Origin of the sequence: Mycobacterium sp. PSTR-4-N, assembly GCF_022348085.1 — a bacterium.
Classification (GTDB): Bacteria; Actinomycetota; Actinomycetes; order Mycobacteriales; family Mycobacteriaceae; genus Mycobacterium.
Window position 1 is genome coordinate 71580 of sequence record NZ_JAKRFN010000019.1, and the last position, 13669, is coordinate 85248.

Below are 13669 nucleotides of genomic sequence, written 5' to 3' on the forward strand. Positions count from 1 at the left end.
GCGCGTGTCGAACAGGACGAGACGCATCCGTGACCAACAGGTCGGTTTAGGTGGCTCGCTCAGGTGGCCGGCTCAGGTGGCTTTGAAGTCGTCGGGCGACACCGAGTCCAGGAACTCCTTGAACTTCTCGACCTCGTCCTCGCGCACGGCGCCGGGGGCCTCGTCGTCGTTCTCGTCGGGGATCAGCAGCCCTGCCTCGGCCAGCACCGCCTCTTCCACATAGATCGGCACCCCGACGCGCAGTGCGATGGCCACCGAATCCGAGGGCCGGGCGGAGACCTTGATGTCGCGATCGAAGATCAGATCCGCGTAGAAGGTGCCCTCCTGCAGATCGACGATGCGAACCTCTTTGAGCGAATGCCCAAGCGCGGCAATGACATCGCGGAACAGGTCGTGGGTCAGAGGGCGGGCCGGCTCGACACCCTGCTGCTCGAGGGCGATCGCGGCGGCTTCGGACTGCCCGATCCAGATCGGCAGGTAGCGGTCACCGGTGGCCTCGCGGAGCAGCAGCACGGGCTGGTTCTGCGGCTGCTCCACACGGATTCCGACGACGCGAACCTCACCCATCTGTGCCTACCCTCCGCACCGGTGTTGCGCTGTAGCCGCCCGGCCCGAAGGGGCCGGCGGAGACGAAAAAACCGTCGGGTCGAGTCTAGTCCTCAGCGATCCAGAACGTCGCGTACGGCCGATTTGATCAATGACGTGTGCAGCGTGATGGCCAACGCCGCGACTTCCCGTGCGAGGTCGTCGGCGCGGTCACGGGCGCCGGCCTTACCTGCCTTGACCACCGGGCCCGCGATCTGGGCGATCAGGTCCGATTGCCGGTCGGCCGCGGACCGAAAGGCCCTCAGGTGCCGTGGCTCCACGCCGTAATCGGCCAGCGCGCGAGCGCACTGCGCGATCACCACCGAGTGCTCGTCGAAGAAGACGGTGCCCGCACCCTTGAAGATCGGCGTGATCACGCCCGACTTCACCAGCGAGGTGAGCAGCTCGTCGCTCACACCGGACCGTTCCAGCAGGGTGTCCCGGCTCAACCGCGCCTGCGCCGGCGCAGCCGGGGCGCCGTAATGGTCAGCGTCGTGCTCGCCGTCCGTCGCTCCCACCGGCGTCAGTCGCGTCGCGTACGCCGACGGGCTGTGCGGCAGTTCGCCATCGGGCTGCGCGTCGAGTTGTGCCTTGATGACCTTCAGCGGCAGGTAGTGATCGCGCTGCGCGGTCAGGATGAATCGCAGCCGCGCACAGTCGTATGCGGTGAACCGGCGGTAACCGGACGCCGTGCGCTGCGGGGTCACCAGACCCTCCGCTTCCAGGAAGCGGATCTTGCTGATCGTGACGTCCGGGAAGTCCGCCCGCAACGTGTCGAGCACGACCCCGATCGACATCCCGGGCAGTGCCTGCCCCGAGGCCTCGGGTTGGGTCATCGCTGGTCGTCGCGATCGAGAAGAAGGTCAGTCCGGGTCAGCCGGCGCTGCCGTCGTCGTCCTTGGGTCCGGTCAGGAACACCAGGCGGAACTTGCCGATCTGCACCTCGTCGCCGTTGGACAGCACGGCCGAGTCGACGGGCTCACGGTTGACGTAGGTGCCGTTGAGGCTGCCGACGTCGACGACCTGGAACTCGCCGCTCTCGAGGCGGAACTCGGCATGCCGCCGGCTGACCGTGACGTCGTCGAGGAAGATGTCGCTGTCGGGGTGGCGGCCCGCCGAGGTGGTGGGCTGGTCGAGCAGGAAGCGCGAGCCGGCGTTGGGTCCACGCTTGACCACCAGCAACGCCGACCCGACGGGCAGGCCCTCCACGCCGGAGACTGCGCTCTCGCCGCCTGCGGCGGGCGGAGCGTCGAGCTCGTTGAGGAAGTCGGCGCGGAACACCGATGTCGTTTCCACGGTGACTTCGTCAGAGTCGGCCCCCGATGTGAAGTCTTTTTCCGTCACCCGCTGCTCCTCACTGGCTGCTGTGGCGATCTCCGGCCGGGACCTCCAGCGCTCTCGCCGCTGGTGTCGACCGTACCGCGCAGCGGACCCCATTGGGTCCACCACGGCCGGATCCGCTTACTGGTCGACTGCGACCCTAACAACCCTCAGTCGGTCACGTGGCCGCGGTAGGCCTCCGCGTCGAGCAGGGCCGCCAGCGCGGTCTGCAGCGACTCGCCGTCTGCCTGCAGTTCCACCAGCCAGCCGTCGCCGTACGGGTCGGAGTTGACCAGTTGCGGGTTGGCGTCCAGATCGGTGTTGACCGCAACGACTTTCGCGGTGACGGGTGCGTAGAGGTCCGACACCGACTTGGTCGACTCGACCTCACCGAAGGACTCCCCCGCGGCGATCTCCGCGCCGACGTCGGGCAGCTGGACGAACACCACGTCGCCGAGCGCCGACTGCGCGAAATCGGTGATACCGACGCGCACCGTGTCGTCACCTGTCTTCGCCACCCACTCGTGCTCTTCGGTGTAGGACAGGTCGGCGGGGATCTCGGTCACTGTGCTCCTCGATTGTTCACGCGACCTCCCGTGGTCGCGTCACTTGACGGGCTGAGCGTATTGGCGGGGTTTCGGTTGCCGCAAGGCGGTGACGTCGACCCGGTCGGACTGTTGTATCACCATCGATCCGCCGACGCGTTCGATGCTGTCCATCGCGCCGCCGGGAATGTTCATCGCCGCCGCGAGCGTCGGCGGATCGCCAATGGCGACAACCGAATACGTCGGATTGAGCGTGGTGGAGTCGACCACCAGCGCGCCCGCCGAACCGACGACCCAGGTGTCGACCCCGACGCGCACCGCCGTCTGCCCGCCGCCTGCGGTCGCGCCGCGGATCTCCATGGCCTCGGCGCCTGCGGCACGCAACTCGTTGATGACGTCGAGCATGGTCTCGGCGGCCACGCCCTTCGACGGATCGGCGATGGTGAGCGTGACGCCCGGACCCGTCGCGGGCACGGTTCCGATCAGGATCGACAGCGCCGCGAGCCGGGCGCGGGCGTTCTCGATCGCCGCCTGGTCGCTGCTGCCGGAGGCCTGCAGCTCTGACAGCGTGCGCTGCAGATCGGTGACCTCGGAGTTCAGCGCGGCTTCGCGCTGCTGCAGGGAATCCAGCAGCACCAGCAGGTCGGCGGGCCGGGCCGTGTCGAGTGCGTCGCCGGAGTCGGTCTGGCGGACCTGGGTGGCGATCGCGATGCCGAGCACCAGGCACAGCAGCACCGCCAGCACGCCGAACACGCCGCTGCGTGGTCTGTTCGGCGATGTGAGGCGCAGCCGGCCCCACGCCGAGGCCTGCTCGGCGGGCGGCATCTCGTGCCGGCCGTGATGGTCGGCCGGGGGTTCCGGCTTCTCCGGATCGGTCATGTCAGGCTCCGAACAGCCGGCGCCGCAACGCCGCGGCGTTGCCGAAGATCCTGATGCCCAGGACCACGATGATCGCGGTGGACAGCTGCGTCCCCACGCCGAGCTGATCGCCGACGTAGACGATCAGCGCGGCCACCAGGACGTTGAAGACGAACGACACCACGAACACCTTGGCGTCGAAGATGTTCTCCAGGTAGGCGCGTAACCCGCCGAACACGGCGTCGAGCGCGGCGACGACCGCGATGGGCAGGTAGGGCTGGATCACCTCGGGCACGCTGGGGTGGAACACGACACCGATCACGATGCCGATGACCAGGGCGACGATTCCGATCACTGCAGTCCTTTGGCGAAGGTCAGGTCTCGCACGGAGCCGGCGGGCAGGGTCAGGCCGTCACCGGCGGTCACGGTCACGCCCACGCCGTAGGAGGCCTCGAGCAGCCGCAGGCGCTGCAGGCCCGAACTGCGGTCGAAGGCGTCGGCCATCCCGTGCGGCGGGCCGACGGCGACGACGGCGTAGGGGCTGCTGATGGGTTGATTGTCGACCAGGATGCCGCCCCCCGCTTGGCGGATCGTCACGTTGGGCCCGATGCGCACACCGCCGACCGAGATCGCTTCGGCTCCCGCCAGCCACAGTGAGTTGACCACCAGCTGCAGGTCCCGGTCGAGGATGACCTGCCTGCTGCCCTCGACCCGCTGCGTGGCCACGTCGGTCAGATCGCGGGTGACGCCGGGATCGGTGACGGTGACGGTCAGGCCGGGCCCGATGACCGGGGTGGCGGCCGCGGCGAAGCTCGCCTCGTCGAGCTGGCTGAGCAGCTGCCGGCCCGTCGCGTCGCCGGCGAGGCGGCTGCGCCGCAGTGCATCCGCGGAGGCGGCGAGGCTGTTGCGCTGCGCGGTCAGCGCGTCGGTGGCGGCTTCGGCGGCGCGCACGCTGGCGACCAGGACCTGCTGGGATTCGCGCACGCCGGGCGCCGTCGCGCGCGCCTGCGACCACGCCAGCGCGAACACCGTGGCGACCAGCGCCGCCGCGACCAGCTGCCACCACCGGTCGGTGCGCCCGCGCGGCGACTGCGCGGCCGCGGCATAGCCCGGGTCGAGATGCTCGGACAGCAGGGAGCGCAGCAGCGACGGCACCGGGATCAGCGTCGGCGCCCCCGCCCGGTGCGCGTTGCGCCCCGACGACGGGTCGAAGCCGCCCAGCTGGGTCACGACGCCCGCACCCCGGTCCCCCCGGGCCTCGAGGTCGGCATGGACCGCACGACCATGCCGACCTGGATGAGGTAGAGCACCCCCGACCACAGGTACATCGCCGTGCCCCAGATCACGAAACCCCACCCGAACGCCAGCACCGGCGGCTGCCAGCCCGCATCGCCCTGGCCGAGGAGAACCAGCGGTAGGCCGGACATCAGCGCGAACGTCGCCGCCTTGCCGATGTAGGTGACCGGCAGTGCGGTCAGCCCGCGGCTGCGCAGCAGTGGCAGCGTCGTCGCGAGCACGACGTCGCGGCCCAGCAGCGTGAGCACCAGCCACCACGGCACGATCCCGGCCAGTGCCAGCGCGATCGGGATCACGACCATGTAGATGCGGTCCACGGCAGGATCGAGCAGAGCGCCCAGCCGCGAGGACTGGTTGTCGAACAGCCGGGCGATCTTGCCGTCGGCCCAGTCCGACGCGCCGCTGAACATCAGCACCGCCACCGCCCAGCCGGTCTGGTGGGTGACCAGCAGCAGCACCAGGAACACCGGAACCAGGACGAGCCGCAGCACCGACAACACGTTCGGGATCGTCAGCACCCGGTCGCGCGGTGCCGGGGTGTCCCCCGGTTCGGACCCGCGAGCCATGCGTAGAACCTAGCGGAACACCCCGGGCAGGCTCAGCGCCGACAGGGTGTCGTCGTTGAGCGGGTTGTCGTGCACCATGTACGTCCACGTCGATGTCGGGCGCGCCAGCTTGGACAGATCCACCCCGGGCTCGTCCTCGATGGACGGCGCGGTGTCGAAGGTCTGCTGGGCGGCCTCGATCGCGTCGGCGGCCAGCGACCCGAACGCATCGACGGCGAGGCGGTGGAATTCGTCGAGCGGGTTCTGCCGCCCCAGCGCGCGCAGGTGGATGCTCTCCCGGATGTCGGCCAGGTAGGCCAGGTGATCGGCCCAGCCGCGGTCGAGGTGGTAGAGCATGATCAGCCGGCAGATCTTGGTCAGCTTCTCCTCGCCGCCCTCACCCAGCTCCTCCAGCAGGCTCTCGTAGCGCTGCGGGGACAGCGCGGCGAGTTCTTCGCGCGCGGTCTCGGTGCGCAGCAACGCATCTCGGCGTTCGACGAGGATCGCGCGCTGCTGGGCGATCAGCTGGTTGTAGCGCCAGGTGTTGGCGTGCACGTCGAGCAGCCGGCCCTCGGCGACGCGCTGGGCGTGTTCGAGCAGGGTCGCGGCCTTCGGGCTGAGCACCTTGCCGTCCGAGTCGCACTCCAGCGGCAACTTGCCCGCGTCGAGGTGCGAGACCACCACGTCGTCCTCCCAGCTGGAGAAGAACACGGTGGAGCCGGGATCGCCCTGGCGTCCGGCGCGCCCGCGCAGCTGGTTGTCCAGCCGCTCGGTGTGGTGCCGCCCGGTGCCGATGACGTGCAGCCCGCCCAGTTCGGCGACGGCATCGTGGTTCTTCTCGTCGGAACCGCCCAGCCGGATGTCGGTGCCTCGGCCGGCCATCTGCGTCGACACCGTGACCGCACCGAGCTGGCCGGCCTCGGCGATGACGGCGGCCTCCTCCTCGTCGTTCTTGGCGTTCAGCACGACCGCGGGGATGCCGGCCTTGACCAGCCGCCGGTGCAGGTCCTCGGATTCGGCGACGTCGCGGGTGCCGACCAGGATGGGCTGGCCGCTCTCGTGGATCTCGGTGATGTGTTCGAGCACCGCGTCGTTGCGCGCCGCGGCGGTGACGTACACGCGGTCGGGTTCGTCCTCGCGGATGTTGGGGGTGTTCGGTGGGATCGGCGAGACGCCGAGCTTGTAGAACTGCCGCAGCTGTTCACCGGCGGCCAGCGCGGTGCCGGTCATCCCGCACACCGTCGGGTAGCGGTTGATCAGCGCCTGCACGGTGATGGTGTCGAGCACCTCGCCGGTCTCGGTGGTCTCGATGCCTTCTTTGGCCTCGACCGCGGCCTGCAGCCCGTCGGGCCAGCGCTGCAGCGTCGCGATGCGGCCGCGGGAGGCGTTGATCAGGTGCACGGCGTTGTCGCGGACGATGTAGTGCACGTCGCGCTGCAACAGCACGTGCGCGTGCAGCGCGACGTTGATCTCGGTGAGTGTCGTGGCGACGTGTTCCTCGGAGTACAGGTCGATGCCGCCGAGCTTGGCCTCGATCTTCTGCGCGCCCGATTCGGTGAGGTGGACGTTGCGGCCCTCGGCGTCGGTGGCCCAGTCGACGCCGTCGGTGAGCTCGCCGACGTACCGGATCAGGTCCAGGCGCGGGGCCTCACGATGGCTGGTGCCGGCCAGCACCAGCGGCACCAATGCCTCGTCGACGAGGACGGAGTCGGCCTCGTCGATCAGCGCGACGTCGGGGTTCGGGGACACCAAATCGGCGACGTCGGTGACCAACTGGTCGCGCAGCACGTCGAAGCCGATCTCGTTGACCGAGGCGTAGGTGACGTTGCACTGATAGGCGGCGCGCCGTTCGTCGGCGGTGGAGTCGGCGGTGATCCAGCCGACGGTCAGTCCCATGGCCTCGATCAGCGGCGCCATCCACTCGGCGTCGCGGCGGGCCAGGTAGTCGTTGATCGTGATGACGTGCACGCTGCGGCCGGCCAACGCGTAACCGGCGGCGGCGATCGCGCCGGAGAGCGTCTTGCCTTCGCCGGTGGCCATCTCGACGACGTCGCCGGCCAGCATCCGCTGCGCGCCGAGCAGCTGCACATCGAAGGCGCGCAGGCCGGTGGCGCGTTCGGAGGCCTCCCGCGCGATCGCGAGGAACTGCGGGATGTCGGCCGAATCGGCGAGATCCTCGAGCTGCAACAGCGTGGCCGCCTTGGTCAGCTTCTCGTCGTCGAGATCGGCGGCCTTGGCGTCGAAATCGGCAGCCGCCCGGACCTGGTCCATCGAGCGGCTCTGGTTGCGATCCGTGCTGGCTCCCAGGAGCTTCCAGAAGCGTCCCGACAAGCGTCCGCTCGGCTTCTTCGACGGTGCCGTGTCCTTGGCAGCATCGGCGGCCGGGGACGACGTCTTCGATGAGGTGCGTGCCACATGATCACGGTACGCGGGAGCCCTCGGATTCCCCGTCGTGACTCCCGCCCACCCGCAGATCCCCGGTGCGCGCGGCGTGCGCGACGACGCCGCCGGCCTGCGGTAGCTTCGCCGCAGACCGGGCCGTGCGGAAGGGGGGCGCGCACCGTGGACACCGACACGTTCGTGCCGACGCTGGACTGGAGCCGCGAATGGCTCAATTCGGCGATCTGGGTGGCGACGACGTTCGTGGTGACCGCGCTGTGCCTGGTGGCGGTGCTCGTCATGCTGGGCCGCTTCACCGAGTGGGGGCGTCAGTTCTGGCGTGTCACCCGCGGGTACTTCACCGGCCCCGGCAGCGGGAAAGTCTGGGCGGTGGTGGCGCTGCTGCTGCTGTCGGTGATCATCTCGGTCCGCATCAACGTGCTGCTGACCTACTACGTCAACGACTTGTTCACCGCATTGCAGATCGCGTTCTCCTCGGGCCCGGACCGGTCCAGCGGCATCGCCGGATTCTGGGCGACGATGGTGGTCTTCGCCGTGCTCGCCGCGTGCTACATCGTGCGCCTCCTGCTCGACATGTACGTCACGCAGCGGTTCATCATGCGGTGGCGAATCTGGTTGAGCAGGAAGTTCATCGACGGCTGGCTGGGTGAGCTGGCCTACTACCGGGCGCAGTTCGGCAGCCGGCCGATCGACAACCCCGATCAGCGCATCCAGCAGGACGTCGACGTGTTCACCACCGGGGTCGGCGGGGACACCAACAATCCGATGTTCACCTCGGGCAACACTCTGCTGTTCGGCGCCGTGGAGGCCGTTCTGTCGGTGCTGTCGTTCGGGGTGATCCTGTGGCAGCTGTCCGAGCCGCTGACCGTGGGCGGGCTGACACTGCAGCGTGCCCTGTTCTGGATCGTGCTGGTCTACGTGCTGGTGGCCACCCTCGTCGCCTTCGCGATCGGGCGCCCGCTGATCCGCTTGAACTACGTGAACGAGTTGCGCAACGCGGGCTTCCGGTACGCGCTGGTGCGGGTGCGGGACGGGGGCGCGGCGATCGGGCTCTACCGAGGCGAAGCCGCCGAACGCACCGTGCTGGGCCGGCGCCTGGACGCGGTGATGGACAACTACCGGCACTGGTTGAACCGGATGATGCTGTTCTTCGGCTGGAACGTGTCGATGAGCCAGGCGATCAACCCGCTGCCGTGGCTCGTGCAGGCCCAGGGTCTGTTCGCGCAACGCATCTCGTTCGGCGGTGTGTGGCAGTCGTCGAACGCGTTCGCCGCGATCCACGACAATCTGTCGTTCTTCCGCAACGCCTACGACCAGTTCGCCAGCTACCGCGCGGCCATCATCCGGCTCGACGGGCTGGCCGACCAGAACGCCCGGGCGGGCAGGTTCACGCCGGTGTGCCCGTCGGACTCCCCCGACGGTCGCGTGGAGGTGTCGGGGGTCGCGGTACGCCGGCCCGACGGCAGCCCGCTGCTGCACCCGCTCGACGTCGCCCTCGAACCCGGGGAGTCACTGGTCGTCACGGGGCCGTCGGGCATCGGCAAGTCGCTGCTGATGGCGAGCCTGGCCGGGGTGTGGCCCTACGCCTCGGGCGAGGTACGCCTTCCCGGTGGACGCGACGGGGTGATGTTCGTCCCACAGCTGCCCTACCTGCCGTTGGGTGAGCTGCGCACCGTGGTGGCCTATCCCCAGTCGCCGGACACCTTCGACGACGCCGCCATGCAGGCGGCGCTGCGCGATGTGGCGTTGCCGCACTTGATGATCCGCCTCGCCGAGGCCCAGGACTGGGCCAAGGTGCTCTCGGTCGGCGAGCAGCAGCGCATCGCGTTCGCCCGGGTCCTGTTGGCTCAGCCGCGGGCGGTGTTCCTCGACGAGTCCACCTCTGCGCTGGACGAGGGACTCGAGGAGATGCTCTACCGCCTGATACGGGAGCGCCTGCCGGACACCATCGTGGTCAGCGTGAGTCACCGTGCCACCGTCCACCCGATGCACGATCGCCGGCTTTCCCTGCTCGGCGACGGTGAGTGGCGGCTGGAGCGACTCGCACCATCGGGTTGACGGCTCCGCAACGCCCCCAGCAGTTTCGCGCGGTACCTTGCCCGCATGGAGGAAATGTTCACCCCGACGCTGGACTGGGGCGATCAGCTGTGGGTCTCTCTTGCCTGGATAGCCAAGGGGTGGCTGTACGCCGCGGTCGCGACGCTGGTCGTGCTGCTGCTCGTCGGCCGGTTCACCACGTGGGGTCGACAGTTCTGGCGCATCTCGGGCGCGTACTTCACCGGCCGCGACAGCATCAAGGTCTGGGCCTACCTGGCGGTTCTGCTGGCCTCGGTGCTGATCAACGTGCGCCTCGACGTGCTGTTCACCTACCAGAGCAATGACCTTCTGACCAGCTTCCAGGTGGTGGTCCAGGGCCTGACCTCGGGCAACGAAGAGGTCAGGCAGTCCGGCATCGACGGGTTCTGGTCGACGATTCTCATCTTCAGCATCCTGGCCACGCTGTCGATCACCCAGCTGCTGCTCGACATGTACCTGTTCCAGCGGTTCTGCCTGCGCTGGCGCGCCTGGCTGACCGACCGGCTGACCGGCGACTGGCTGAACGGCCGCGCCTACTACCGGGCCCGGTTCATCGACGAGACCATCGACAACCCGGATCAGCGCATCCAGTCCGACATCGACATCTTCACCGCCACCAACGGCCCGCAGCCCAACCTGCCGTATTACGGCTCGAGCAACTCGCTTCTGTTCGGCGCGATCTCGGCCGTCATCTCGGTGATCTCGTTCACCGCGATCCTGTGGAACCTGTCGGGGCCACTGACCGTCGCCGGGATCACGTTGACGCACGCCATCTTCTGGATCGCCATCGGCTACGTGCTGTTCGCCACGATCGTCGCGTTCTGGATCGGCCGCCCGATCATCGGACTGTCGTTCCTCAACGAGAAGTACAACGCGGCGTTCCGGTACGCGCTGGTGCGACTGCGGGACGCGTCGGAGGCCGTCGCGTTCTACCGGGGTGAGGCCGCCGAGCGGTCCGGGCTGCGCCGACTCTTCGCCCCGGTCGTCACCAACTACCGGCGCTATGTGAACCGGTCGCTGCGCTTCAACGGCTGGAACTGGTCGATGGGCCAGCTCATCGTGCCGCTGCCCTACCTGGTCCAGTTCCCCCGCTTCGCGGCCGGGGAGATCCCGCTCGGCGCGCTGAACCAGTCGGCGTCGGCCTTCGGCGCGATCCAGGGCGGCCTGTCGTTCTTCCGCAATGCCTACGACATGTTCGCCGGCTACCGGGCCGCGATCATCCGTCTCGACGGCCTGGTCACGGCTGACGAGCAGGGCCGGGCGCTGCCGCACCTCGACGTCGCCGGCTGCACCGGCCAGAACGTCACCCTCGAGAAGGTCGAGGTGCGCACCCCGGACGGCAAGCAGTTGCTCGAACCCGTGGACCTACGCCTGGAGCCGGGCGAATGCCTGATGGTGACCGGCAAGTCCGGCACCGGGAAGACCACGCTGCTGCGCAGCCTGGCCCAGCTGTGGCCGTTCACGTCAGGCCGGTTGACCTACCCGATCGACGAGAACGAGACGATGTTCCTGTCGCAGATGCCGTACGTGCCGCTGGGCGATCTGCGCGCGGTGGTGTCCTATCCGAACAACACCGGCGACCTCAGCGACGACCAGCTCCGGGACGCGTTGCGTACCGTCGCCCTGCCGCACCTGGCCGATCGCCTCGACGAGGTCCAGGACTGGGCCAAGGTGCTCTCCCCGGGCGAGCAACAGCGCATCGCGTTCGCCCGCATCCTGCTGACGCGGCCCAAGGCGGTGTTCCTCGACGAGTCGACCTCGGCGCTCGACGAGGGCCTGGAACTCTCGATGTACGAGCTGGTGCGCACCCGGCTGCCCGACACCATCCTGGTCAGCGTCAGCCACCGCAGCAGCCTGCAGCGTCACCACACCCGGGAGCTGAAGCTGCTCGGCGAGGGCGCGTGGGAGCTCGGGGTGATCGGCGAGGAGCCCGCCCGGGTCTGACGATCAGACGACGGCGGCCGTGGCCCGGCTGGCGGCGTGCCGCCCCGCGCGGCGGCCGAAGAACGACCCCTCGCCCAACTGCGTTCCGCTGGCGTAGCCCACGCCGTCCTGCGCGATGTTCGACGCGCACGCCCCGGCGGCGTACAGGCCCTCGATCGCGCTCCCGTCGGAGCGCAGCACCTCGCCGTCGATGGACACCTTCAGCCCGCCCATGGTGAACCCGGAGTACATGGCGCGGCCCAGGGAGAGGTCGAACGCCGCCCACGGGCCCGTGTCCTGCGCGGCGACGTACTCGGGCTGCTTGTGGAAGTCGGGATCCTCACCGCGCGCAGCGTGGGCGTTGTACCGGTCCAGCGTGGCGGCGAGGTTGCCCGCCGGGATGCCGAGCGCCTCCTCCATCTCGGCCACGGTCTCCCAGCCGTCGATGAACTTGATCAGCGGCATCTCGGGCATCTGCATGTGCGCCTCGTCGACGATCAGGTACGCCACCTGATCGGGCTGTTCGAGCACGAATGCCGACGTCCGGGCGTGGTAGGAGTCCTCCGCGACGAACCGCTTGCCCTCGGCGTTGACGATCACGCCGGTGAGCAGGATCTCCGGCGGGTACGCCGCGGCGGTGATGAACAGCTGATCCATGTGGGTGGCCACGCCGCCGGCCGAGACGCCGAGCCCGATGGCCAGGCCGTCGTCGTTGGGGTTGCCCAGGATGTAGGGGGCGACGGTGCCGTGGTGCTTGGTCTTGCGTTCGGCACCCAGCGCCGGGGTGTACTCGGCCACCAGCTCGGCGTTCATCGCGAAGCCGCCCGCGGCGATCACGACGGCCTTGGCCTTGATGTCGCCGGTCTCGCCGAAGTGCTTCCAGCGCACCCCGGCCACGGCGCCGTCGTCGTCGAGAACCAGCGCGGTCGCCCCGGTCTCGTACCGGAACTGCACCCCCAGCTCCTGCGCGCGGGCGACCAGCAGGTCGATCACCATGCCGGCGCCGCCGAGTTCGCCGGGTACGGGCACCGAGTGGCCGCGGGGCGCCGGGACGGCCTGCTCGCAGAACGGCCAGACCTTCTCGTTGCCCGTGTACGAGAGTCCCTCGGTGCCGGGCGGTACGACGACCTTCCCGGGGTAGTAGCTGCGCTCGAACTGGAAGCCCAGCGCCTCGAGCCAGTCGAAGTGCTCGACGCTGCCCTCGCAGTAGGCCCGGATCTTGTCGTGCTCGGGGTCGCGGGACTGCGAGACCAGGTACTTGTACATCTCTTCGGGGGTGTCCGGATGGCCGGTGGCCTGCTGCACCGCGGTGCCGCCGCCGAGGTAGAAGTGACCGCCCGCCATCGAGGTGGTGCCGCCCGCGGCGGCGGCCTTCTCCAGCACGAGCACCCGTGCGCCGGCTGCGGCGGCGCTGACGGCGGCGCAGCCGCCGGCGATGCCGAACCCGATGACGACGACGTCCGTCTCGTCGGACCAGGAGGTGACGTCGGTTGCGCGGACGGTGTCGGGGATGGGCAAGCTCACTTCTGCTCCTGTTTGATGTGGTCGAAGAACGCGGCGAGGTCGTCGGGGATGTAGGCGATTTCGATGTAGGGCACGCCGGCGTCGGGGGCCTCGAGGTAGGCGAACCGCATGCCGGCCATGGTGCCGGCCATCGCGACCGGGGTGCCGTCGCGCTCGGCGGCGGCCACCGCGGCGTCGAACGACTCGAGGTCGGGTGCGGCCCGGCACACGTGGTGCAGGCCGGGACCGCCGCAATCGAGGAATTCGGTGTAGATGCTCTGCCCGCGCACCGGACAGATCAGCTCGAGCTGGGTGTCCCCCGCGTAGCTCAGCGCGACGTCGGCGACGTGGTCGGCGGGGCGGCCGCGGTAGGTGCAGGAGTCCGGCCCGAAGTGCACGCCCGGCATGCGTACCCAGGTGCGAGCCCCCATCATGGCCGTCAGCGCCGCCTCGGTCGCGTCGAGGTCCCGCGTCACCCACGCGATCTGGACAGGTGTCTGGTCAAGCATCGAGTCGAGAATATCGTCAGCCGGCCGCCGGTGCTAGAACGCGTTCTATTATTGGTGGGCTAACGACAACGCTGACCGCCGCGATGATCACTGCATGCGCACCCCGGCT

The 13669-nt window shown here is 69.2% G+C and carries 13 protein-coding genes; 2 read left to right on the forward strand and 11 right to left on the reverse strand.

What is annotated here, in order from left to right; genetic code table 11:
• Positions 1-72: 72 nt before the first annotated feature.
• From MHN84_RS22075 to secA2, 9 genes are all read right to left on the reverse strand, one after another.
• On the reverse strand, positions 73-567 hold the full coding sequence (locus MHN84_RS22075) for a bifunctional nuclease family protein (RefSeq protein WP_241206654.1): 495 nt from the start codon (positions 565-567) through the stop codon (positions 73-75).
• Between the two features lie 92 nt (positions 568-659).
• Entirely contained in the window at positions 660-1421 is a 762-nt protein-coding gene (locus MHN84_RS22080; RefSeq protein WP_241206655.1) for a MerR family transcriptional regulator, read from the reverse strand.
• A 37-nt stretch (positions 1422-1458) separates the two neighbouring features.
• Entirely contained in the window at positions 1459-1929 is a 471-nt protein-coding gene (gene garA / locus MHN84_RS22085; protein ID WP_241206656.1) for a glycogen accumulation regulator GarA, read from the reverse strand.
• Positions 1930-2075: 146 nt separating this feature from the next.
• On the reverse strand, positions 2076-2471 hold the full coding sequence (gcvH, locus tag MHN84_RS22090) for a glycine cleavage system protein GcvH (RefSeq protein ID WP_241206657.1): 396 nt from the start codon (positions 2469-2471) through the stop codon (positions 2076-2078).
• Between the two features lie 39 nt (positions 2472-2510).
• Entirely contained in the window at positions 2511-3329 is an 819-nt protein-coding gene (locus MHN84_RS22095; protein ID WP_241206658.1) for a DUF881 domain-containing protein, read from the reverse strand.
• A 1-nt stretch (position 3330) separates the two neighbouring features.
• Entirely contained in the window at positions 3331-3663 is a 333-nt protein-coding gene (locus MHN84_RS22100; RefSeq protein ID WP_143818167.1) for a small basic family protein, read from the reverse strand.
• Positions 3660-4538, reverse strand: coding sequence for a DUF881 domain-containing protein (locus MHN84_RS22105; protein WP_241206659.1), 879 nt, complete (start codon positions 4536-4538; stop codon positions 3660-3662). Before MHN84_RS22105 ends, MHN84_RS22100 begins: the two co-directional genes overlap by 4 nt.
• Positions 4535-5170, reverse strand: coding sequence for a CDP-alcohol phosphatidyltransferase family protein (locus MHN84_RS22110; protein ID WP_241206660.1), 636 nt, complete (start codon positions 5168-5170; stop codon positions 4535-4537). The genes MHN84_RS22105 and MHN84_RS22110 overlap by 4 nt, the downstream gene beginning before the upstream one ends.
• 9 nt (positions 5171-5179) lie before the next feature.
• The gene (gene secA2, locus MHN84_RS22115) at positions 5180-7480 is read right to left on the reverse strand and encodes an accessory Sec system translocase SecA2 (protein ID WP_241206701.1); all 2301 of its coding nucleotides are present in this window, start codon (positions 7478-7480) and stop codon (positions 5180-5182) included.
• A 231-nt stretch (positions 7481-7711) separates the two neighbouring features.
• Between secA2 and MHN84_RS22120 the strand changes: the two genes are divergently transcribed.
• Both MHN84_RS22120 and MHN84_RS22125 read left to right on the forward strand, forming a co-directional pair.
• Positions 7712-9607 (forward strand): ABC transporter ATP-binding protein/permease, encoded by a 1896-nt coding sequence (locus MHN84_RS22120; RefSeq protein ID WP_241206661.1) that lies wholly within the window; start codon positions 7712-7714, stop codon positions 9605-9607.
• 45 nt (positions 9608-9652) lie between these two features.
• Positions 9653-11569, forward strand: a complete 1917-nt coding sequence (locus tag MHN84_RS22125; protein ID WP_241206662.1) for an ABC transporter ATP-binding protein/permease — start codon at positions 9653-9655, stop codon at positions 11567-11569.
• 3 nt (positions 11570-11572) lie between these two features.
• Here MHN84_RS22125 and MHN84_RS22130 read toward each other — a convergent pair whose 3' ends face one another.
• Positions 11573-13072 (reverse strand): FAD-binding protein, encoded by a 1500-nt coding sequence (locus MHN84_RS22130; RefSeq protein ID WP_241206663.1) that lies wholly within the window; start codon positions 13070-13072, stop codon positions 11573-11575.
• The gene (locus MHN84_RS22135) at positions 13069-13560 is read right to left on the reverse strand and encodes a VOC family protein (protein WP_241206664.1); all 492 of its coding nucleotides are present in this window, start codon (positions 13558-13560) and stop codon (positions 13069-13071) included. The genes MHN84_RS22130 and MHN84_RS22135 overlap by 4 nt, the downstream gene beginning before the upstream one ends.
• Positions 13561-13669: the final 109 nt, after the last annotated feature.

What these genes read in the sequence shown, in the direction of transcription:
- MHN84_RS22125 (WP_241206662.1), top strand. Translation starts at nt 9,653, where the DNA reads ATGGAGGAAATGTTCACCCCGACGCTGGACTGGGGCGATCAGCTGTGG.
- MHN84_RS22075 (WP_241206654.1), bottom strand. Translation starts at nt 567, where the DNA reads ATGGGTGAGGTTCGCGTCGTCGGAATCCGTGTGGAGCAGCCGCAGAAC.
- MHN84_RS22080 (WP_241206655.1), bottom strand. Translation starts at nt 1,421, where the DNA reads ATGACCCAACCCGAGGCCTCGGGGCAGGCACTGCCCGGGATGTCGATC.
- MHN84_RS22135 (WP_241206664.1), bottom strand. Translation starts at nt 13,560, where the DNA reads ATGCTTGACCAGACACCTGTCCAGATCGCGTGGGTGACGCGGGACCTC.
- MHN84_RS22095 (WP_241206658.1), bottom strand. Translation starts at nt 3,329, where the DNA reads ATGACCGATCCGGAGAAGCCGGAACCCCCGGCCGACCATCACGGCCGG.
- MHN84_RS22110 (WP_241206660.1), bottom strand. Translation starts at nt 5,170, where the DNA reads ATGGCTCGCGGGTCCGAACCGGGGGACACCCCGGCACCGCGCGACCGG.